18 protein-coding genes are annotated in these 21,720 nt (G+C 63.6%); 9 read left to right on the forward strand and 9 right to left on the reverse strand.

What is annotated here, in order from left to right; genetic code table 11:
* Positions 1 to 100: 100 nt before the first annotated feature.
* The 6 genes from API01S_RS10345 to API01S_RS10370 form a co-directional block, all read right to left on the reverse strand.
* A complete protein-coding gene (locus tag API01S_RS10345; protein WP_409360606.1) occupies positions 101 to 1,597 on the reverse strand; it encodes a THUMP domain-containing class I SAM-dependent RNA methyltransferase in 1,497 nt (498 codons plus the stop codon).
* Positions 1,598 to 1,955: 358 nt separating this feature from the next.
* Positions 1,956 to 2,384 carry a CopD family protein gene (locus tag API01S_RS10350; RefSeq protein ID WP_174544671.1) on the reverse strand — a complete coding sequence of 143 codons (429 nt, stop codon included), beginning with the start codon at positions 2,382 to 2,384 and terminating at the stop codon, positions 1,956 to 1,958.
* Between the two features lie 65 nt (positions 2,385 to 2,449).
* The gene (locus tag API01S_RS10355; protein ID WP_061304381.1) at positions 2,450 to 3,901 is read right to left on the reverse strand and encodes a bifunctional 2-methylcitrate dehydratase/aconitate hydratase; all 1,452 of its coding nucleotides are present in this window, start codon (positions 3,899 to 3,901) and stop codon (positions 2,450 to 2,452) included.
* Between the two features lie 75 nt (positions 3,902 to 3,976).
* Positions 3,977 to 5,170, reverse strand: a complete 1,194-nt coding sequence (prpC, locus tag API01S_RS10360; protein WP_006218120.1) for a bifunctional 2-methylcitrate synthase/citrate synthase — start codon at positions 5,168 to 5,170, stop codon at positions 3,977 to 3,979.
* Positions 5,171 to 5,266: 96 nt separating this feature from the next.
* Positions 5,267 to 6,157, reverse strand: a complete 891-nt coding sequence (prpB, locus tag API01S_RS10365) for a methylisocitrate lyase (RefSeq protein WP_006218121.1) — start codon at positions 6,155 to 6,157, stop codon at positions 5,267 to 5,269.
* 178 nt (positions 6,158 to 6,335) lie between these two features.
* Complete coding sequence (locus API01S_RS10370; protein WP_006218122.1) at positions 6,336 to 7,325, reverse strand: malate dehydrogenase; 990 nt, start codon at positions 7,323 to 7,325, stop codon at positions 6,336 to 6,338.
* A 338-nt stretch (positions 7,326 to 7,663) separates the two neighbouring features.
* Between API01S_RS10370 and API01S_RS10375 the strand changes: the two genes are divergently transcribed.
* The 9 genes from API01S_RS10375 (at position 7,664) to API01S_RS10415 (ending at position 15,791) form a co-directional block, all read left to right on the forward strand.
* The gene (locus API01S_RS10375; RefSeq protein ID WP_006218123.1) at positions 7,664 to 8,443 is read left to right on the forward strand and encodes a GntR family transcriptional regulator; all 780 of its coding nucleotides are present in this window, start codon (positions 7,664 to 7,666) and stop codon (positions 8,441 to 8,443) included.
* A 121-nt stretch (positions 8,444 to 8,564) separates the two neighbouring features.
* Complete coding sequence (sdhC, locus tag API01S_RS10380) at positions 8,565 to 8,981, forward strand: succinate dehydrogenase, cytochrome b556 subunit (protein WP_006218124.1); 417 nt, start codon at positions 8,565 to 8,567, stop codon at positions 8,979 to 8,981.
* A complete protein-coding gene (gene sdhD, locus API01S_RS10385; protein ID WP_006218125.1) occupies positions 8,982 to 9,365 on the forward strand; it encodes a succinate dehydrogenase, hydrophobic membrane anchor protein in 384 nt (127 codons plus the stop codon).
* Positions 9,366 to 9,368: 3 nt separating this feature from the next.
* Positions 9,369 to 11,147, forward strand: a complete 1,779-nt coding sequence (sdhA, locus tag API01S_RS10390) for a succinate dehydrogenase flavoprotein subunit (protein WP_006218126.1) — start codon at positions 9,369 to 9,371, stop codon at positions 11,145 to 11,147.
* A gap of 18 nt (positions 11,148 to 11,165) precedes the next feature.
* The gene (locus API01S_RS10395) at positions 11,166 to 11,882 is read left to right on the forward strand and encodes a succinate dehydrogenase iron-sulfur subunit (protein ID WP_006218127.1); all 717 of its coding nucleotides are present in this window, start codon (positions 11,166 to 11,168) and stop codon (positions 11,880 to 11,882) included.
* A gap of 37 nt (positions 11,883 to 11,919) precedes the next feature.
* A complete protein-coding gene (locus API01S_RS10400) occupies positions 11,920 to 12,180 on the forward strand; it encodes a succinate dehydrogenase assembly factor 2 (protein ID WP_006218128.1) in 261 nt (86 codons plus the stop codon).
* 20 nt (positions 12,181 to 12,200) lie between these two features.
* A complete protein-coding gene (locus API01S_RS10405) occupies positions 12,201 to 13,511 on the forward strand; it encodes a citrate synthase (RefSeq protein ID WP_006218129.1) in 1,311 nt (436 codons plus the stop codon).
* Between the two features lie 90 nt (positions 13,512 to 13,601).
* Complete coding sequence (locus API01S_RS10410; RefSeq protein WP_254598560.1) at positions 13,602 to 14,723, forward strand: hypothetical protein; 1,122 nt, start codon at positions 13,602 to 13,604, stop codon at positions 14,721 to 14,723.
* A 159-nt stretch (positions 14,724 to 14,882) separates the two neighbouring features.
* Positions 14,883 to 15,791, forward strand: coding sequence for a LysR family transcriptional regulator (locus tag API01S_RS10415; RefSeq protein WP_061304383.1), 909 nt, complete (start codon positions 14,883 to 14,885; stop codon positions 15,789 to 15,791).
* Between the two features lie 12 nt (positions 15,792 to 15,803).
* On the opposite strand, the gene API01S_RS10420 is transcribed toward API01S_RS10415, so the two are convergent.
* The 3 genes from API01S_RS10420 to mdeB all read right to left on the reverse strand — a co-directional run bounded on the left by API01S_RS10420 (position 15,804) and on the right by mdeB (position 21,596).
* A complete protein-coding gene (locus API01S_RS10420; RefSeq protein ID WP_039882934.1) occupies positions 15,804 to 16,256 on the reverse strand; it encodes a DUF2214 family protein in 453 nt (150 codons plus the stop codon).
* Between the two features lie 152 nt (positions 16,257 to 16,408).
* Positions 16,409 to 18,706 (reverse strand): NADP-dependent malic enzyme, encoded by a 2,298-nt coding sequence (locus tag API01S_RS10425; protein WP_006218133.1) that lies wholly within the window; start codon positions 18,704 to 18,706, stop codon positions 16,409 to 16,411.
* A 202-nt stretch (positions 18,707 to 18,908) separates the two neighbouring features.
* Complete coding sequence (mdeB, locus tag API01S_RS10430; RefSeq protein ID WP_061304385.1) at positions 18,909 to 21,596, reverse strand: alpha-ketoglutarate dehydrogenase; 2,688 nt, start codon at positions 21,594 to 21,596, stop codon at positions 18,909 to 18,911.
* Between the last annotated feature and the right edge of the window lie 124 nt (positions 21,597 to 21,720).

A 21,720-nucleotide genomic window follows, 5' to 3' on the forward strand; every position in this document is an offset into this window, starting at 1 on the left:
AGCAAAGATACCGGCGCGATGTTGCGGCGCTTTTACAACGCGCCGCAGCGGCCATGGGAGGGGGATTGCCCGGGCGAGAACCGCCCGGGCGGGGTCTTGCTCAGGCGTCGCGGTAGCCGGCGGCGACCAGTTCGAACCCGAACAGGCGGCAATCCAGCGCGCCGTTGTGCAGCGGCACACGACGTTTGGGCTTCAAGCGCATTTGATTGGGCAGCGTCATGTCGCTGGTGATGACGTGCAACTGCCAGCCGGCGAAGTTGCGCTTCAGGCAGGTCGCCCAGTCGCGCCACAGGTCCGCGTCCTGCTCGGTCAGCATGCGCTCGCCATAGGGCGGGTTGGTGACGATCCAGCCGTGGTCGGCGGGCGCCGTGATCTCGCGCGCGTCGCCCACTTCAAAGCGGATCGAATCGGCGGTCAGCCAGGCGCGCTCGGCGTTGTTCTGAGCAAATTCAATGGCTTGCGGGTCCAGATCGTAGCCCACCAGCGGTGCGTCCAGCTGCGGCAGGATGCGCGAACGGGCGTCGTCCTTCAAGTCACGCCAGCGGTAGGCGTCGTGATCGCGCAGGCGTTCAAAGCCGAAGGGACGGGAAATGCCCGGGGGCACGCCCAAGGCAATCCAGGCAGCTTCGATCAGGATGGTGCCCGACCCGCAGAACGGATCCAGCAGCGGCGCAGCCGGGTCCCAGCCCGCCAGGGCCAGCATGCCGGCCGCCAGATTCTCGCGCAGCGGGGCTTCGCCCTTGTCCAGGCGCCAGCCGCGCTTGAACAGGGATTCACCCGAGGTGTCCAGGTACAGCGTGGCGGTATGGCCGGTCAGGAACAGGTGGACGCGCGCGTCGGGGCGCACCGTATCGATGCTGGGGCGCTCGCCTTCCAGCTCGCGCAGGCGGTCGCAGATGCCGTCCTTGGCGCGCAGATTGCAATATTGCAGGCTTTGCACCGGGCTCTTGATGGCCGAGGTGTCCACACGCAAGGTCTGTTCCGCGCCGAACCAGCGTTCCCAGGGGGTATCGCGGGCCAGGTCCAGGATGTCGTCTTCGTGAGAGATCTCGGCGTGCGCCACCTGCACCAGGATGCGGGTGGCCAGGCGCGAGTACAGATTGGCGCGCTGCACGCCCGCCCAATCGGCGGTGAACGAGCAGCCCGCGCGGCCGGCCTGGGCGTCTTCGTAACCCAGCGCCTGCATTTCGGCCGTCAGCGCCTCTTCCAGGCCTTGGGGGCAGGGGGCGAAGACGGTGAAGATTTCCGCCTGGCGGGTCTCGCGTGGGCGGCGGCTGCGGGTTTCGACGTGGGGCGCGCGGTCTTGATGGTCTTCGCGCTCTTCGGTGTAGTCCGGCTCTACGGACTGTTCGGGCTGCTCTGCGTGGAAGTCGGGCGCGGGGCCGTCATCCTCGAACGGATCGTAGAAGCGGCCTGCCGGCGTGGCCGGCGCAATGTATTGGTCATCCCGCAGGCGCGGTGCGCGTTGCGGCGTGCGGCCGGAGCGCGCGCTGGGCGCGGCGTCGCGGTGGGAGTCCTCGGCACGGGTGCGAGCCGTCGGCGGGCGGTCGGTCCTGCGCTCATAGCTGCCGCGTTCCGATCGGCCGCCTTCAGGCATGCCGCGATCCGCGCCGCCACGGCCGCCAGGGCCGCGACCTTCGCCTCGAGCGGTTTGGCCCCGCTCGTACTGGCCACCGCCGCGAGGCGCCTGGCCCCGGGCGCCAGCGCCCGTTTTGCGGCGCGACTCTTCTTCCTGGCGGCGTTGGTAGCCTTCAGGATCTTTCTGGCGTTCGACGTTTTCCTTCGTGCGCGAGATCTGCGCGACGAGCTTGGCGCGAGCGCCCGTGCGCGTACGCTTGGGCGCCTCTTCGGCGTGGGCGTCACGCGCCGTTTTTTTGATCGTCAGCGTCTTGCGCGGGCGGTCCTGTTCATCAGAGGACATACGAATCCTGGCGAATGTGCAAAGGTAGGGGGAATCAGAAGGGTTTGACGACGACCAGCGCCACCACCACCAAGAGCAGCAAGACGGGAACTTCGTTGAACCAGCGATAGAACTTATGCGAACGGGTGTTTTTACCCTGTTCGAATTTACGCAGCATCAAGCCACAGGCGTGATGGTAGCCGATGACGAGCAGGACGAAAAAGAGTTTGGCGTGCATCCAGCCGTTGCCCGGGCCGACGCCGATGCGATAACCCAGGTACAGCCACATGCCGAACACGATGGCGACCACGGCCAGGATGGTGGTGAACCGGTACAGCCGGCGAGCCATGCCCAGCAGCGTGGCCTGCACGGACGCGTCGGACTGCTGCGCCAGATTCACGAAAATGCGGGGCAGGTAGAACAACCCGGCGAACCAGGAAGCGATGAAGACGATGTGAAAGCTCTTGACCCAAAGCATGGCCATGGCGGGTGTCCAATCGAGGAAAGCCGCATTGTAAGGCCGCCGGGATGGTCGCCCGCCGCCGCCCGCTAGATCACATACAGGTCCACGTATTCGTGCACCGGCATGGCTTCAAGCGTCTTCTGGTCCAGCGACACATCAAGAATGCGGCGCTGCTGCCTGGCAGGGAACATGCGCGCCAGATTCGTGCGGAACTTGGCCTCCAGCAAGGGGATGCCTTCGGCGCGGCGGCGCTTGTGCCCGATGGGGTACTCGCACACGATTTCATCCAGCTTGGAGCCGTCAACGAATTCCACCGTCAAGGCGTTGGCGATCGAGCGCTTGTCCGGATCGTGGTAGTCGCGGGTGAAGGCCGGATCTTCCACGCACACGATCTTGTCGCGCAAGGCGTCGATGCGCGGGTCGCGCGCCACATCGTCCTCGTAGTCGCCGGCCGTCAGGCGGCCAAACAGCACGGGCACCGCCACCATGTACTGGATGCAGTGGTCCCGGTCGGCCGGATTGTTCAGCGGACCTTTCTTGTCGATGATGCGGATGCACGCTTCATGCGTGCGGATGGTGATGGCCTTGATGTCTTCCGCCCGCAAGCCCCGCGCGTTGAGCGTTGCGTGGATCTGCATCGCGCATTCCACAGCGGTCTGCGAATGGAATTCCGCAGGGAACGAAATCTTGAACAGCACGTTCTCCATCACGTAGCTGCCATACGGCCGCTGGAACTTGAACGGCTGGCCCTTGAATAGCACGTCGTAAAAGCCCCAGGTCTTGGCGGTCAGCACGGAGGGATAACCCATTTCGCCGGTTTTGGCGATCAACGCGAGGCGCACCGCGCGGCTGGTCGCATCACCCGCGGCCCAGCTTTTCCGGCTGCCGGTATTGGGGGCGTGGCGATACGTGCGCAGGCTCTGGCCATCGACCCAGGCCAGCGACACGGCGTTGATGACTTCGTCGCGGTCCAGTCCGAGCATCTGCGCCACCACGGCAGTGGACGCCACCTTGACCAGCACGACGTGGTCCAGCCCGACCTTGTTGAACGAATTTTCCAGCGCGATGCAGCCCTGGATTTCATGCGCCTTGATCATGCCCGTGAGCACGTCGCGCATCGTCAACGGCGGCTTGCCGGCTGCCACCGCGGTGCGCGACAACCAATCCGCTGTCGCCAGGATGCCGCCCAGGTTGTCGGACGGGTGGCCCCATTCGGCGGCCAGCCAGGTGTCGTTGAAATCGAGCCAGCGGATGATCGTGCCGATGTTGAACGCGGCCTGCACGGGGTCGAGCTGGAACGAGGTGCCGGGCACCTTGGCGCCATGCGGCACCACCGTACCCGGCACGATCGGCCCCAGCAGCTTCTTGCATGCCGGGTATTCCAGTGCTTCCAGGCCGCAGCCCAGCGTGTCGATCAGGCAGTTGCGGGCGGTTTCATACGCCAGGCTGCTCTTGATCTCGTAGTTGAGAACGTAGTCCGCGATATCGACCAGGACCTGATCGGGATCGGGACGTACGTTTGAGATTGGGGCGGACATTGCGAACCCTCCTTAGCGAAGAAGTGAATACAGGTGGCCATGCCGCGCCTTGTTCTCGTTCTGGTGGCAACCGCCTTACTTGCGCTTGTCCAGCGGCACGAACTTCTGATCTTCCGGGCCCACGTAGTTGGCGGTGGGGCGGATGATCTTGTTGTCGATGCGCTGCTCGATGATGTGGGCCGACCAGCCCGCTGTGCGCGCGATGACGAACAGCGGGGTGAACATCGACGTGGGCACGCCCATCATGTGATAGCTGACAGCCGAGAACCAGTCCAGGTTGGGGAACATCTTCTTGATGTCCCACATGACCGTTTCCAGGCGTTCGGCGATGTCGAACATCTTGGTGCTGCCGGCCTTCTTGGACAGCTTCTTGGCCACTTCCTTGATGACCTTGTTGCGCGGGTCGGACACGGTGTAGACCGGGTGGCCAAAGCCGATGATGACTTCCTTGGCCTCGACGCGGCGGCGGATGTCGGCTTCGGCTTCGTCCGGCGAGTCATAGCGCTTTTGCACGTCGAACGCCACTTCGTTGGCGCCGCCGTGCTTGGGGCCGCGCAGCGCGCCGATGGCGCCGGCGATCGACGAGAACATGTCCGAGCCCGTGCCGGCGATGACGCGGGCCGTGAACGTGGACGCGTTGAATTCGTGTTCGGCGTACAGGTTCAAGGAGATGTGCATCGCCTTGACCCATTCGTCGCTGGGCTTTTCGCCGTGCAACAGATGCAGGAAATGGCCGCCGATGCTGTCGTCGTCGGTCTGCACGTCGATCACGCGGCCGTTGTGGCTGTAGTGATACCAATAGAGCAGGGCCGAGCCCAGGTTGGCCATCAGGCGGTCGGCGATGTCGCGCGCGCCCGGGGTGTTGTGGTCGTCTTTCTCAGGCAGCACGCAACCGAGCACCGACACGGCGGTGCGCATCACGTCCATCGGGTGGCTGGAGGCGGGCAACGCTTCCAGCGCCACCTGCAATTGCGCGGGCAGGCCGCGCAGGCTCTTGAGCTTTTGCTTGTAGGCGGCCAGCTCTGCCTTGTTGGGCAGCTTGCCGTGGACCAGCAGATGGGCGATTTCCTCGAACTCGCTGGTGTGGGCGATGTCCAGGATGTCGTAGCCGCGATAGTGCAGGTCGTTGCCGCTGCGGCCCACGGTGCATAGCGCGGTGTTGCCCGCGACCACGCCCGACAGGGCAACGGACTTCTTGGGTTTAAAACCGGCTTTTTCTTCCGGCTTGGCGTCCGGCTTGGCTTCTTGCTTCTTGGGAGCCGTGCTCATGTCTCTACTCCTTTCCTTTCGCGGTGGTCGATGCAATGGGGGACTAGCTTGGCGTTGCGAGGGTGTCGCAACGCCGGATACCGACAGGCTGCGGAATTACGCCTTGCCCTTTTGGAAAAGCGCGTCCAGCCGGGATTCGAATTCGTGATAGCCGATGCGGTCGTACAGTTCTTCGCGCGTCTGCATCAGGTCGACCACGTTTTTCTGATGGCCGTCGCGGCGGATGGCGGTGTAGACGGCCTCGGCGGCCTTGTTCATGGCGCGGAAGGCCGACAGGGGATACAGCACCATGCCCACGCCCACGCTCTTGAGCTCTTCAACGGTGAACAGCGGCGTCTTGCCGAATTCGGTGATATTGGCCAGCACCGGCACCTTGACGGCCTTGACGAAGCGATCGTAGGTCGGCAGGTCGTAGGCGGCTTCGGCGAAGATGGCGTCCGCGCCCGCTTCCACGCAGGCCAGCGCGCGCTCAATGGCGGCATCCACGCCGTGCGACGCGATGGCGTCGGTGCGGGCGATCAGGTAGAAGTCGCTGTCCGTGCGCGCGTCGGCCGCGGCCTTGACGCGGTCGGCCATTTCTTCGGTGGTGACGATTTCCTTGCCCGGACGATGGCCGCAGCGCTTGGCGCCGACCTGGTCTTCGATGTGGCAGGCTGCCGCGCCGAACTTGATCAGGCTCTTGACGGTGCGGGCGATGTTGAATGCCGACGGGCCGAAGCCGGTGTCGATGTCCACCACCAGCGGCACGTCGCACACGTCGGTGATGCGGCGCACGTCGGTCAGCACGTCGTCCATGGTGTTGATGCCCAGATCGGGCAGGCCCAGCGAACCCGCCGCGACCCCGCCACCCGACAGGTAGATGGCGCGATAGCCGGCGCGCTTGGCCAGAAGCGCGTGGTTGGCGTTGATGGCCCCGATGATTTGCAGCGGGCTTTCTTCGGCAAGGGCGCGGCGGAAGAGGGCGCCGGGCGATTCGGGTCTGGACATGGAGGTCTCCGTTCTTATGGCTAGCCCACGACCTTATCGCGGGTCCGGAATATAAATCTGTCCCCTACGCGACAATCCCGGCGCGGCCGGGCCAAGAGACAGATTTATGTTTCGGCATGATCGCTGTACAGAAGAATTGGGCCCGCATGAACGGGCCCAATTCTGATTCAAGCGCTGCTTACTTCAGCAGGTCCTTGACGCCGTCGCGCTCTTCCAGGAGCTCTTTCAGCGTGAAGTCCAGGCGCTCGCGCGAGAAGGCGTCGATTTCCAGGCCTTCGACACGCTTGTATTCGCCGTTTTCGGTCGTGACCGGCACGCCGTAGATGATGCCTTCCGGGATGCCGTAGGAGCCGTCCGACGGAACGCCCATCGTGACCCACTTGCCATTGCTGCCCAGGACCCAGTCACGGACGTGGTCGATAGCGGCGTTGGCGGCCGAAGCGGCCGAGGACAGGCCACGGGCTTCGATGATGGCGGCGCCACGCTTGCCCACGGTGGGGATGAACGTGTCACGGTTCCAGGCGTCATCATTGATGAGCTTGGTCAGCGATTCGCCGCCGACGGTGGCAAAGCGGAAATCCGGGTACATCGTGGGCGAGTGGTTGCCCCAGACGATCAGGTTTTCGATGTCGGCGACCGGCTTGCCCGACTTGGCCGACAACTGCGACAGCGCGCGGTTGTGGTCCAGGCGCAGCATGGCGGTGAAGTTCTTGGCCGGCAGATCCGGGGCCGACTTCATGGCGATGTAGGCGTTGGTGTTGGCGGGGTTGCCGACGACCAGCACCTTGACGTTGCGGCTGGCCACATCGTTCAGGGCCTTGCCCTGCGCCGTGAAGATCTGGGCGTTGACCGACAGCAGGTCCTTGCGTTCCATGCCGGGGCCGCGCGGACGGGCGCCAACCAGCAGGGCAACGTCGGCGTCCTTGAAGGCGGTGCGCGGATCGCTGTGGGCGGTCACTTCCTGCAGCAGCGGGAAGGCGCAGTCATCCAATTCCATGATGACGCCCTTCAGGGCCTTTTGCGCTTTCTCGTCGGGGATTTCCAGCAGTTGCAGGATGACGGGTTGATCTTTACCCAGCATTTCGCCGGAGGCGATGCGGAATAGCAGTGCGTAACCGATTTGGCCGGCGGCGCCGGTGACGGCGACACGCAAGGCAGGCTTGGACATGGACGTTCTCCGTAATGGTTTGGCGAGAAAAATCTCACCGATCAGTGTAATCGGGCGGGGCATCAAAAACAGCGCGTGCGCAGGAGGCGGCGCGGGGCCCTGACAGCCGTGAATCCTAGAACGATTTCGGGGGTCCGTCAAACGCTCTTCTATCTTATATAAGACATAAGACGTTGGACAGCGTCTGGCCCGATATGCCACAATAGAGCGTTTATTCGAATGCGTTGCGGGCAGTTGTTGATGCCCTTATTTTCCGCGCATTTTGGATGTGGGCGAGGCGCAGGTTTCCACGCTGCCCATCCATCATCCGGATGAACATGACACTTTCAAGAAGATCCATGGCAGAGCCCCGGCCCGAAACCTCCTTACGCAATCGCGCCGCCCGTGCAACGGGCGAGGGGGCCGCTTTCAGTCCGCTCTATCGCCAGATCAAGGATCTGCTTGTCCAAAGCCTTGAACGCGGCGAATGGAAGCCCGGCGAACTCATCCCCAGCGAAATCGATCTGGCTGCCCGTTTCCAGGTCAGCCAGGGCACGGTGCGCAAGGCGGTCGATGAGTTGGCCGCCGAGCACATGCTGTTGCGCCGCCAGGGCAAGGGCACCTTTGTCGCCACCCACCACGAAGCCCGCGTGCGCTATCGCTTCCTGCGCCTGGCCGCCGATGACGAAGGCGAGGCTGGTCGCGCCGAAAGCCGCATCCTGGAATGCCGCCGGCTGCGAGCGCCCGCCGAGATTGCGCGCGCCCTGGACCTGCGCGCCGGCGAAACCGTCGTGATGATCCGCCGCCTGCTGTCCATGGGGCAGACGCCCACCGTCGTGGACGACATCTGGCTGCCCGGTTCCATTTTCCGTGGCCTCACCCTTGAACTGCTGACCGCCAACAAGGCGCCGCTCTATGGGCTGTTTGAGTCCGAGTTCGGCGTCAGCATGGTGCGGGCGGACGAAAAGCTGCGCGCGGTGATCGCGCCGGCTGAAGTCTGTCCCCTGCTTAATGTTCCGGCCGGCACGCCGTTGTTGCAGGTAGACCGGGTGTCTTACACCTATGGTGACCGCCCCATGGAAATCCGCCGGGGTTTGTACTTGACCGATCGATACCACTACCGCAATAGTCTGAATTGATGAGCTTTTTAACTACGATTTGATACCAACCCAATCTCTGGGCGAAAATAGCGTGTTTGCCCGAAAGGGCAACGGCACTTTCGCCGTCACGATTCCCTAGTTCCGAAACACCGAGGCCGTCATGTCCGACACCGCTGCCAAGCCACGTCCGCAGTTTCGCAATATTGGGCTTGCCCAAGTTGCGTTCTCCTATCGCCTGCCCCTGGCCGGCAAGCTGTCCATCCTGCACCGCATCAGCGGCATTTTGCTGTTCCTCTGTTTGCCCTTGGTCATCGTGCCGCTGTTCGCAGCAAGCGTGACCGCACCGCAGTCGTTTGCCTGGATCGCCGCCATTGCGACCCACCCGATCGTCAAGCTTGTCTTCCTGGTCCTCATGTGGGGCTACCTGCATCACTTCTGTGCCGGCATCCGCTACCTGCTGCTGGACCTGCACATCGGCATCGACAAGCTGTCGGCCAAGAAAAGCGCCGGCGTGGTCTTCGGTGTCAGCCTGGCGCTGACGCTGGTGTTCGGTCTCAAACTGTTCGGAGTGCTGTAAATGGCCGCCGCTAAAAACTACGGACCCAAGCGCCTGGTCGTAGGCGCTCACTATGGCGTCATGGACTTCATCGTCCAGCGCATCACCGCCGTCATCATGGCCGTGTATACGCTGGTGCTGCTCGTTGGCATCTTGATGATGCCCGCCTTCACGTACGAACACTGGGTCAAGCTGTTCACTTTCTACGTGGGCATCATTCCGGTTGGCCAGATCCTGGCCTCCCTTGCATTCATTGCGTTGGCCTGGCATGCCTGGATTGGCGTGCGCGACATCTGGATGGATTACGTCAAGCCGGTGGGCCTGCGCCTGCTGCTGCAAGTGCTGACGATCCTCTGGCTGGTCGGTACGGTCGTTTACTTCGCGCAAATCCTCTGGAGCATTTAAGCCGTGGTCTCTGTCATGAAATCCTTGCCGCGCCGCCAGTTTGATGTGGTGGTCGTTGGCGCCGGTGGAGCCGGCATGCGTTGTTCGCTGCAACTGTCCCAAGCGGGCCTGTCCGTTGCAGTGCTGTCCAAAGTGTTCCCCACGCGTTCGCACACCGTTGCCGCGCAAGGCGGCGTGAGCGCCTCGCTGGGCAACATGAGCGAAGACAACTGGTACTGGCACATGTACGACACCGTCAAGGGGTCGGATTGGCTGGGCGACCAGGACGCCATCGAATTCATGTGCCGTGAAGCGCCGAACGCCGTGTACGAGCTCGAGCACTTCGGCATGCCGTTCGACCGCAACCCCGACGGCACGATCTATCAGCGTCCGTTCGGCGGCCACACCGCCAACTTCGGTGAAAAGCCGGTGCAGCGCGCCTGTGCCGCCGCCGACCGCACCGGCCACGCGCTGTTGCACACCCTCTACCAGCGCAACGTTGCCGCGCGCACCCAGTTCTTCGTCGAATGGATGGCGTTGGACCTGCTGCGCAACGAAGCAGGCGACGTCGTCGGCGTGACCGCCCTGGAAATGGAAACGGGCGAAATCTACATCCTGGAAGCCAAGACCACGGTGCTGGCCACCGGCGGCGCCGGCCGTATCTGGGCCGCGTCCACCAACGCCTTCATCAACACCGGTGACGGCCTGGGCATGGCTGCCCGCGCCGGCATCCCGCTGCAAGACATGGAATTCTGGCAGTTCCACCCGACCGGCGTGGCCGGCGCGGGCGTGCTGATCACGGAAGGCGTGCGTGGCGAAGGCGGCATCCTGTTGAACAAGGATGGCGAGCGCTTCATGGAGCGCTATGCGCCCACGCTGAAGGATCTGGCTCCGCGTGACTTCGTGTCCCGCTCGATGGACCAGGAAATCAAGGAAGGCCGTGGTTGCGGTCCGGACGGCAGCTATGTCGTCCTGAAGCTGGACCACCTGGGCGCCGACGTCATCAACAAGCGTCTGCCCTCCATCCGCGAAATCGCCATCAAGTTCGGCAACGTCGATCCGATCAAGGAACCGATCCCCGTCGTTCCGACCATCCACTACCAGATGGGCGGCATTCCGGCCAACTACCACGGCCAGGTGCTCTCGCGCGTCAATGGCGAGAACAAGATCGTCAACGGCCTGTACGCGGTGGGCGAATGCGCCGCCGTGTCCGTGCACGGCGCGAACCGCCTGGGCACGAACTCGCTGCTGGACCTGATCGTGTTCGGTCGCGCCACCGGCAACCACATCGTCAATTCGCATCCCGAGCGCCAGCGCGCTCACCAGGATCTGCCGAAGGAAGCCGTCGAGTACTCGCTGGATCGCGTGAACAAGCTGGAAACGCGCACCTCGGGCGAAAAGACGCAAGACATCGGCAACGCCATCCGCTTCTCGATGCAGCGCCACTGCGGCGTGTTCCGCACGCTGGAATTGCTGAACGAAGGCGTGACGCAGATCGAAGATCTGGCCAAGCAAGCCGACAATATCTACTTCAAGGACAAGTCCAAGGTGTTCAACACCGCGCGCGTCGAAGCGCTGGAACTGGCCAACATGACCGAAGTGGCCCGTGCCACGATCAAGTCGGCCGCAGCCCGTACGGAAAGCCGCGGCGCTCACGCGCTGGACGACCACCCGACGCGCGACGACGAGAACTGGCTCAAGCACACGCTGTGGTATTCCGAAGGCAGCCGCCTGGATTACAAGCCTGTGCAGATGAAGCCGCTGACGGTTGAGTCCTTCCCGCCCAAGGCGCGTACCTTCTAAGTCCGGATAGAGCCCATTATGAGCACCAAGAGAATCGTCAAGTTCGAAATCTACCGCTACGATCCGGACAAGGACGAGCGCCCCTACATGCAGAAGCTGGACGTCGAACTCCAGCCCACCGACAAGATGCTGCTTGATGCGCTGGTGCGCATCAAGAACGACGTCGATGACAGCCTGGCCCTGCGCCGCTCGTGCCGTGAAGGCGTGTGCGGTTCGGACGCCATGAACATCAACGGCAAGAACGGCCTGGCCTGCACGACGAACCTGCGTGAACTGAAAGAACCCATCGTTCTGCGTCCGCTGCCGGGCTTGCCCGTCATCCGCGACCTGATCGTGGACATGACGCACTTCTTCAACCAGTACCACTCGATCCGTCCGTACCTCATCAACGACGCGCCGCCGCCCGAAAAAGAGCGCCTGCAGTCGCCCGAGGCGCGCGAAGAACTGGATGGTCTGTACGAGTGCATTCTGTGCGCATGCTGTTCCACGTCCTGCCCGTCGTTCTGGTGGAATCCGGACAAGTTCGTCGGCCCGGCCGGCCTGCTGCAAGCCTACCGCTTCATCGCCGACAGCCGCGACGAAGCCACCGGCGAGCGTCTGGACAACCTGGAAGATCCGTACCGCCTGTTCCGTTGCCACACGATCATGAATTGCGTCGACGTCTGTCCCAAGGGCCTGAACCCGACCAAGGCGATCGGCAAGATCAAGGAACTGATGGTTCGTCGCACGGTCTAGTTTCTGGTGTGAAGACTTTTGTTTTTATGGTGTAACGATGAGCAGGCTAACTGAACTGGAGCGGGCGCGTCTGCGTTGGCGGGCGCGCCGCGGCCTGCTCGAAAACGACTTGATCATCACTCGGTACCTTGACGCTTACGAGGCTGAACTTACCGATGATGATGTTGCCGCATTGACCCAGCTGTTCGAGATGGGAGACAACGATCTTCTCGACCTGCTGCTGGCCCGCAAGGAACTCGAAGGCGACCTGGATACCCCCAGGCTTCGGGGCATTATTGGCCAGATGCGCGCACTCTGATTAATGTGAGAGGAAAAAACATGAACCTGTCTGACAAAAAAGCCACTCTATCCTTCTCGGATGGCAGCGCACCCATTGAGTTCCCTGTCTACAAGGGCACGGTCGGTCCGGATGTGATCGACATCCGCAAGCTGTATGGCCAGACGGGCATGTTTACGTTTGACCCCGGCTTCATGTCCACCGCGGCGTGCGAATCGGGCATTACGTACATCGATGGCGACAAGGGCGAACTGCTGTATCGCGGCTACCCGATCGAGCAATTGGCCGTCAATTGCGACTTCATGGATATCTGCTACCTGATCCTGAACGGCGAACTGCCGAACCAGGAACAGAAGGCCGATTTCGATTCGCAAGTGACCCATCACACGATGGTCAACGAGCAGCTGCACTTCTTCCTGCGTGGCTTCCGCCGCGACGCGCACCCGATGGCCGTGCTGACGGGTCTGGTTGGCGCGCTGTCCGCGTTCTACCACGACTCCACCGACATCACGAACCCGCAGCATCGCCACATCTCGGCCATCCGCCTGATCGCCAAGATGCCGACGCTGGTTGCGATGGCGTACAAGTACTCGCAAGGCCAGCCGTTCATCTATCCGCAGAACGACCTGTCCTACACGGGCAACTTCCTGCGCATGATGTTCGCCACGCCGTGCGAAGACTACAAGGTCAACGAAGTCGTCGAACGCGCGCTGGACCGCATCTTCATCCTGCACGCCGACCACGAGCAAAACGCATCGACCTCGACCGTGCGCCTGTGCGGTTCGTCGGGCACCAACCCGTTCGCGGCCATCTCGGCTGGCGTGGCTTGCCTGTGGGGCCCGGCTCACGGCGGCGCCAACGAAGCTTGCCTGCAAATGCTGGAAGAGCTGCAAGCCAATGGCGGCATCGACAAGGTCGGTGAGTTCATGGAGAAGGTCAAGGACAAGAACTCGGGCGTGCGCCTGATGGGCTTTGGCCACCGCGTCTACAAGAACTACGACCCGCGCGCCAAGCTGATGCAGGAAACCTGCAAGGAAGTGCTCTCGGCCCTGGGCCTGGAAAACGACCCGCTGTTCAAGCTGGCCATGGAACTGGAACGCATCGCCCTGTCGGATCCGTACTTCGTGCAGCGCAAGCTGTACCCGAACGTGGACTTCTACTCGGGTATCGTCCAGCGCGCCATCGGCATCCCGACCTCGCTGTTCACGGCCATCTTCGCGCTGGCCCGCACGGTGGGCTGGATTGCCCAGTGGAACGAGATGCTGTCGGATCCCGACTACAAGATCGGCCGTCCGCGCCAGCTGTTCACGGGTTCGGTCACCCGCGACGTGCCCCCGATGGACAAGCGTTAATCCGCTTTTCCGTTCGACAAAAAACCGCCTTCGGGCGGTTTTTTATTGCCTGCGCGCAAGCGGTCGGCACGCGATGCATATCCGGATATCATGCTGCCCATGATTCCCATTTCATTGCCGTCGGTCAATTTCTACCTGCTGCTTTTGCTGGGCCTGATTGCGGGCGTTGTGCTGGCCGCCTGGGGCTTGCTGCTGGCCTTCAGCCCCGGCCATCGCCGCACGGTTCGCAAGCACTGGAAGAAGTCGGCCGCGCTGTTCGTGGTGTTGGCGGTGCCCTTTGCCTTCTTCGCGTGGGTGCACACCATCGTCTGGCAGATCGAGCGCGAGAGCGAGCGGGCCGAGGCCGCGCGCCATGTGACGCTGGAGCACGCGGCCACCCTGGGCGGCGTCGCCATGCCGGCGGGCACCCGGCTGACATTGCAGGACGAAGGGCAACTGGACACCTACGTCGAGGCTGAATTCCCCACGCCCACCGCCATCTTCGGCGTGCAGGCCAAGCGGGCGCGGCGCTATCTGGACACTGAATACGAGAAGGACACGTATGCGCTGGTTCGCCGGTATCCGCGCAGCATCATCCTGACAGGCGAGGGCGATCAGGACGTGCAGGGATGGCGCTGCGACAGTACGCACGACATCGAATTCGATACCGAGCCCGACGGCGCGATGAAGGCCCTGAGCCAGTGCCAGCTTGGGCGCGGCAACACGATCGATGGCATTGCAATCCAGGCGGGCTCGGTGCTGTATGGCTCGAACGGTACGGTGTATGTGGACGGATCGCGCGACCCTGACCGCTGGCGCGTTGAAATCAAGGACCCTGTCGCCGTGAAGGTGTTCGGACTGATGTTGAGCGAGCCTCGCCTATACCTGGATGCTGATCGGCACTTGCTGCGAGTCAGCGACGCAGAGCTTGCCTGCCGCGCGCGCCTGGGCGCGTTCGACTATGCCGAGGGCACGCAGGTCAAGACCGTCAGGCGGGTGAAGGATGGGCAACGCGAACCGTTTCCCGGTGTGCTGGTGTTCAGTCCGTCCGCAGGGCAGGTGGCCCGGCATGAAGGCCATGCAGACGTGCCCGAAGGCATGTCGGTCATGCAGGCGTTCGATGGCACGCTGGCTGGCGTCGTGACGAATGACGAAGTCGGCGTCTTCAAATTTGCCACCTTCGTTGTCGGCAACGAGGAACCCAAGGCTGCGGCGAGGGCACGCTGTCCGTAGCGGCGTGGTGTCTTCGGATTTGCGTCCGTGCTCGCGGCGCGCGTTAAGAAATTCTTAAAAGTCTGCTCCGACAATGCGTTGTTCCGGCCGAGGTGTCGCGCCGGTCAACCTGTTGACGGAGTGACCCCGGATGAGAGCGTCGTGAGAAGCCTGCACAGCATGCAGCTGTTTGCAGAGGTGGCCAAGGCCCGCAGCTTCAGCCGCGCGGCGCTTGTGCTGGGGCTGCCCAAATCAACACTGTCGCGCCGCGTGGCGCAATTGGAGCGTTCAGTCGGCCTGAGCCTGCTGAACCGCAGCACCCGCAAGGTAGAACTTACCGGCGCGGGCGAGCTGTACCTGGAGCGCTGTCTGCGCATCGTGCAAGAGGCCGAGGTGGCGCATGAAGAACTGCAAGCCTTGACCGCCACGCCGTCGGGCCTGCTGCGCGTGAATATGCCGGCCACCTTTGCCACCGATGTCATGGCCGATATCTTCATGGGGTTTGCGCGGCGGCATCCTGAAGTGGCCTTTCATGTGAACCTGGCCAGCCTGGAACATGCGGATCGCGTCGCCGATCCTTGCGACCTGACGATCAAGATCGGCCAACTGCCGGATTCGTCGCGTATCGCGCGTTGTCTGGGCGCGCTGCACGTGCATCTGTACGCGTCCAGCGACTATCTGGCGGCGCACGGAGCGCCCGCGCATCCTGCCGAGCTGGCCGCCCACGAATGCATCGGATTTCGTGCGCAGGCCAATGGCGCGCCCACCCGTTGGCCACTGGTTCGCGGAACAGAGCAATTCAGCGTCGCCCCCGGCAGCCGGTTTTCCGTGAACGAAGTCGGCATGGCGAGGCGCTTGGCGATGTTGGGCGCGGGTATTGCCGCGCTGGGCGGAGACCAAACCGAGCTTGAACAATCGGGTAATTTGCGCCGCGTGTTGCCCGACTGGGCGGTAGGGCCGTTTCCCGTACATGTCGTGACCGAAACGCGCTTGCTGCCGGCTCGCGCCAGGGCATTCGTCGACTATCTGATCGAATGCCTGGCGCAAGGCTGGCAGGCGCCCTTGCAGGCCAGTGACCCGGCCCGTTGACGGGCGAAGGCGCTACACGCTGATGTGGCGCGCCATCAGCACCGCGAACAGCGGCAGGAAAATGAACAGGTGCGATTCGATCATCACCCAGCGGCGTACCCGCTTGATCTCGGGCAGGGTGGGCACGAAGCCGGCCTGCTGGCGCGACTGTTTCGCCCAACGGAAGATCGCCAGCGTCGGCGGGATCGAACAGAGCGCGATGATGACGAACAGCGTGATCTTCGCGTGAAACCAGGGGCTGCTCATGTAGAACGCGGCGCCTTTCACGCCTTGCGTCAAACGCAGCACGCCGGTGATCAACACCAGGACAGCGCTGATGCCGTACAGGCGGTCGTAGATCACCAGACGCTTGACGCCGTTGGCGTTCAGGTCGGGGCGCAGCAATACCGCTTCGGCGGTCAGCACCACCACCAGTACAAAGATCGCAAGGTAATGGAACCAGGCGTATAGGGCATCGGCCAGCATGTCGACTCCTGAGAAATGGTCAAGCATGGTTTTACCATTGGCCGATGTCGTGACGACGCGCGGACCTCATGAAATAAAGACCACGGCGACAAATACGCGCCATGAAAAAGGGCGCCCCGAAGGGCGCCCTATGCGTCAAGACAGGCCTGCGATCAACGACGCTTCTTGGCGGCGTCGGCGGCTTCCTGCTGTGCGTCCACAACGGCCAGGGCCGTCATGTTGACGATGCGGCGCACGGTGGCGCTGGTCGTCAGGATGTGCACGGGGCGCGCTGCGCCCAGCAGGATCGGACCCATCGCGACACCATTGCTGCCCGTCATTTTCAGCATGTTGTACGTGATGTTGCCCGTGTCCAGGTTCGGCATGACCAGCAGGTTGGCGCGACCCTTGAGCGTGCTGTCCGGGTAGGCCAGTACGCGGATCTTTTCCGACAGGGCGGCGTCGGCGTGCATTTCGCCGTCCACTTCGAGGTCGGGCGCGCGGTCCTGCACCAGCTTGCTGGCGGCGGCCATTTTCTTGGACGATTCCGTGACGCGGCTGCCAAAGTTCGAGTGCGACAGCAGCGCGATCTTCGGCACCACGCCAAAGCGCAGCATTTCGTCCGCGGCCTGGATCGTGATGTTGGCCACTTCTTCCGCCGTCGGGTTCTCGTTGACGTGGGTGTCGGTGACGAACAGCGTCTGGTCGGGCAGCATCAACACGTTCAGCGCGGCGTACGTCTGGCCTTCCTTCTTGCCGATGATTTCATCGACGTACTTGAGCTGGTTGTCGTACTTGCTGGCCACGCCGCACAGCAGCGCGTCGGCGTCGCCACGGCGCAGCAGCATCGCGCCGATCAGCGTGTTGTGCTTGCGGATCATCGCCTTGGCGATGGCCGGCGTCACGCCTTCACGACCCTTCAACTGGTAGTACGCGTTCCAGGTTTCGTTGAAGCGGCTGTCGTCTTCCGGGTCAACGATCTCGAAGTGCTCGCCCGCGACCAGGCGCAGGCCGGCCTTGGTGATGCGCATTTCGATGACCGACGGGCGGCCGATCAGGATCGGACGGGCCAGCTTTTCATCGACCACGGTTTGCACGGCGCGCAGGACGCGTTCGTCTTCGCCGTCGGCATAGATGACGCGCTTGGGCGCCTTCTTGGCCTGGGCGAACAGCGGACGCATCAGCTGGCCGGAGTGGTACACGAAGCCCATCAGCTTTTGGCGGTAGGCTTCGATGTCTTCAATGGGACGCGCGGCCACGCCGGAGTCGGCGGCGGCCTGGGCCACGGCGGGGGCGATCTGGAAGATCAGGCGCGGGTCGAACGGCTTGGGAATGATGTAGTCGGGACCGAACGACAGTTCCTGGCCAGCGTAGGCGCGGGCCACTTCGTCGTTCTGCTCGGCTTGCGCCAGTTCGGCGATAGCCTTCACGCACGCCAGCTTCATTTCTTCCGTGATGCGCGAAGCGCCGGCATCCATGGCGCCGCGGAAGATGAACGGGAAGCACAGCACGTTGTTGACCTGGTTCGGGTAGTCCGAACGGCCCGTGGCGATGATGCAATCCGGGCGGGCGGCCTTGGCCACTTCAGGACGGATTTCCGGTTCCGGATTGGCCAGCGCCAGGATCAGCGGACGGTCGGCCATGGTCTTGACCATGTCGCCCGTCAGCACGCCAGCGGTGGAGCAGCCCAGGAACACGTCGGCGCCGTTGACCACGTCGGCCAGCGTGCGCGCGTCGGTCTTCTGCGCGTAGCGCTTCTTGTTGGCTTCCATGTTTTCGTCGCGGCCATCCCAGATGACGCCGCGCGAATCCACCACGTAGATGTGCTCGCGCTTGACGCCCAGGTGAACCAGCAGGTCCAGGCAGGCGATGGCGGCGGCGCCGGCGCCGGAGCAGGCCAGCTTGACCGAACCGATGTCCTTGCCCACGACCTTCAAGCCGTTCAGGATGGCGGCCGACGAAATGATGGCGGTGCCGTGTTGATCGTCATGGAAGACGGGAATCTTCATGCGCTCGCGCAGCTTCTTCTCGATGTAGAAGCACTCGGGCGCCTTGATGTCTTCCAGGTTGACGCCGCCCAGCGTGGGTTCCAGCGCCGCGATGATGTCGACCAGTTTGTCCGGATCGTTCTCGGCCAGTTCGATGTCGAACACGTCGATGCCGGCAAACTTCTTGAACAGGCAGCCCTTGCCTTCCATGACCGGCTTGGCGGCCAGCGGACCGATGTTGCCCAGGCCCAGGACGGCGGTGCCGTTGGTGATCACGCCCACCAGGTTGCCGCGCGAGGTGTACTTGGAGGCAGCGTCTTCACCCTGGTCGAAGATGGCCATGCAAGCTGCCGCCACGCCGGGCGAGTAGGCCAGGGACAAGTCGTCCTGGTTGGCCAGGGTCTTGGTCGGGACGACCGAGATTTTGCCGGGGGTGGGATAGGCGTGGTAATCCAACGCCATTTTGGTAAGAATTTCGTCCATGGGATCGGGGCCTCTGAGGCACTAACTGAGAAAGAAAACGGGATGACAAACGGCGGGCTCGCGGCCCGCCGGTTTCTTTGCGAAATGCTTAGGGAACACCCGTATTTCACCAGAAAGCGCGGGCGCTTGGTTGTTGCAGTGCAGCGATCAGGCGCGTTTAGTCAAAAACCCGTCGGATTGTTCTAAGGCCCCAGCGCCAGGCCTACAACTTCCAAGGTGGGGTCTGCCGCGTGGCCGCATTCAGGCGCAGACGCAGCGCGTCAGCGGCTTCCCTTTTGCCCAGGCTGTCCAGCGCGTACAGCACGATCCAGTCGGCGCTGACTTCGAAGAAGTCCCGCAGTTGGGCGCGCGTGTCGCTGCGGCCGAAGCCATCGGTGCCCAGTGTGCGGTATGAGGCTGGCACCCACGCGCGGATCTGTTCGGGCACGGCGCGCACGTAGTCCGTGGCGGCGATGACCGGGGCGTCGCTCGCGCCCAGGCAGGTCCGTACCCAGTCCGCTTGGCCGGCCGTGTCCAGGCCCAGCACGCGGGCGCGTTCGGCCTGGCGTCCATCACGGGCCAGCTCGGAAAAGCTGGTCACGCTCCAGACTTCGGCATCCACGCCGTAGTCGGCGTGCAGCCGCTCGGCTGCCACTTCGGCCTCGCGCAGCATGGGGCCGGCGCCCAGCAGGCGGACCTGCGCTTCTTTGCGAGCGGGGCGCAGCCGGTACAGGCCGCGCAGGATCCCTTCGCGCACGCCGGGGTCGGCCGGCATGTCCGGTTGCGCCAGGTTTTCGTTGGTGACGGTCAGGTAAAAGAATTCGTCGCGCTGCTCGTCCAGCATGCGGCGCATGCCGTGTTCGACGATGACGGCGACTTCATACGCATAGGCCGGGTCGTAGGCGCGGCAGTTGGGCACGGCGGCCGCCATGATGTGGCTGGAGCCGTCCTGGTGTTGCAGCCCTTCGCCGCCCAACGTGGTGCGGCCCGATGTGGCGCCGATCAGGAAGCCGCGCGTGCGCTGGTCGGCGGCGGCCCAGATCAGGTCGCCGATGCGCTGAAAGCCGAACATCGAGTAATAGATATAGAAGGGCAGCATCGGCAGGCCGTTGACCGAATAGCTGGTGCCGGCGGCCGTCCACGACGAGATCGCCCCGGCTTCGGTAATGCCTTCTTCCAGGATCTGCCCGTCGCGCGCTTCGCGGTAATACAGCACTGAGCCGATGTCCTCGGGTTCGTACAGCTGGCCCTGCGCGGAATAGATGCCGATTTGGCGGAACAGATTGGCCATGCCGAAGGTGCGGGCTTCGTCGGCCACGATGGGCACGATGCGCGAGCCCACCTCGCCGTCCTTGAGCAACGCGGTCAGCATCCGCACGATGGCCATGGTCGAGGACATTTCCTTGCCGTCGGCGGCCAGCGCAAAGCGGGCCCATTGTTCGACGGCCGGCGCGGCCAGGCGGGGCGCCTCGGTGCGGCGGCGGGGAATATGGCCGCCCAGCGCCTCGCGACGTGCTTGCAGGTGGCGCAGTTCCGCGCTATCCGGCGCGGGGCGATAGAACTTGAGCGCCAGGCAGTCGGCGTCGGAAATCGGCAGGGCGAAGCGGTCACGAAAGGCCAGGAGCGCTTCGTCATCCAGCTTCTTTTGCTGGTGCGTGGTCATCTTGCCCTGGCCGGCCGCGCCCATGCCGAAGCCTTTCTTGGTCTGCGCCAGGATGACGGTGGGCTGCCCGGTGTGCCGCGCCGCGCGGTGGTAGGCGGCGTGGATCTTCACCATGTCGTGGCCGCCCCGATGCAGGCGGTCGATGGCTTCGTCGGTCCAGTCGGCCACCAGCGCGGCCAGCTCGGGATTCTGATTGAAGAAGTGTGCGCGGTTGAACGCGCCGTCATTGGCGGCGAAGGTCTGGAACTGGCCGTCGACGGTATTGGCGAACGCGCGCGCCAGTGCGCCGTTGGTGTCGCGCCGAAGCAGCGCGTCCCAGTCGCTGCCCCAGACCAGCTTGATCACGTTCCATCCAGCGCCCGCGTACAGCGTTTCCAGTTCGTCGATGATGCGTCCGTTGCCGCGCACCGGCCCGTCGAGCCGTTGCAGGTTGCAGTTGACGACGAATACGAGGTTGTCGAGCTTTTCGCGCGCGGCCAGCGTGAGCGCGGCGATGGATTCGGGTTCGTCCATTTCGCCGTCGCCGAATATGCCCCAGACCTTGCGGTCGCTGGCGGGCACGAGGGACCGGTGTTCCAGGTAGCGCATGAAGCGCGCCTGGTAAATGGCGTTGATGGGGCCGATGCCCATCGAGCCCGTCGGAAACTGCCAGAAGTCGGGCATCAACCAGGGATGCGGGTAAGACGAAAGCCCGCGCAGGCCGCGCGTGGTGGCGGTGATTTCCTGGCGGAAGTGCGCCAGGTCGTCTTCGCTGAGGAAACCTTCGAGGAACGCGCGGGCGTACACGCCGGGCGCGGAATGCGGCTGCATGTAGACCAGGTCGCCCAGGCCGTCGGGAGATTGCGCGCGGAAGAAGTGGTTGAAGCCCACTTCGAACAGGTCCGCTGCCGAGGCGTAGCTGGCGATATGGCCGCCCAGTTCGCCGTGGGCCTGATTGGCCCGCACCACCATGGCCAACGCGTTCCAGCGGTTGATGCGGGCGATGCGTTCTTCGACAGCCAGATTGCCCGGGAAGGGCGGTTCCTGGTCGGCGGGGATGGTGTTCAGGTAAGCGGTGCGCGTCTGGCTGTTGGCGCGCAGGCCCAGAGACGCGGCGTGCCCCAGCAGGCTGTCCAGCACGTAGCCCGCGCGGCCGGCGCCGTCGGCCTCGACCAACGATTGCAAGGCATCGCGCCATTCGGCGGTTTCCGCAGGGTCGGCATCGATGGGCCGGTCATGTCCTGGGGCGGGTTGGCTCTGGTCGCGCATGGGTTGTCGTCTCCTGTTATCGCTCCATCCTAGACCTGTGTGGATGGCATGAGTCATCAAATTGCGGGGAAGACCCACGAGATTTCAGCATAATCTTTTGCCGATATTTCTCTTGCCAGCAGCT

The sequence above is a fragment of the Achromobacter piechaudii NBRC 102461 genome, assembly GCF_001571245.1.
GTDB lineage: Bacteria > Pseudomonadota > Gammaproteobacteria > Burkholderiales > Burkholderiaceae_B > Achromobacter > Achromobacter piechaudii.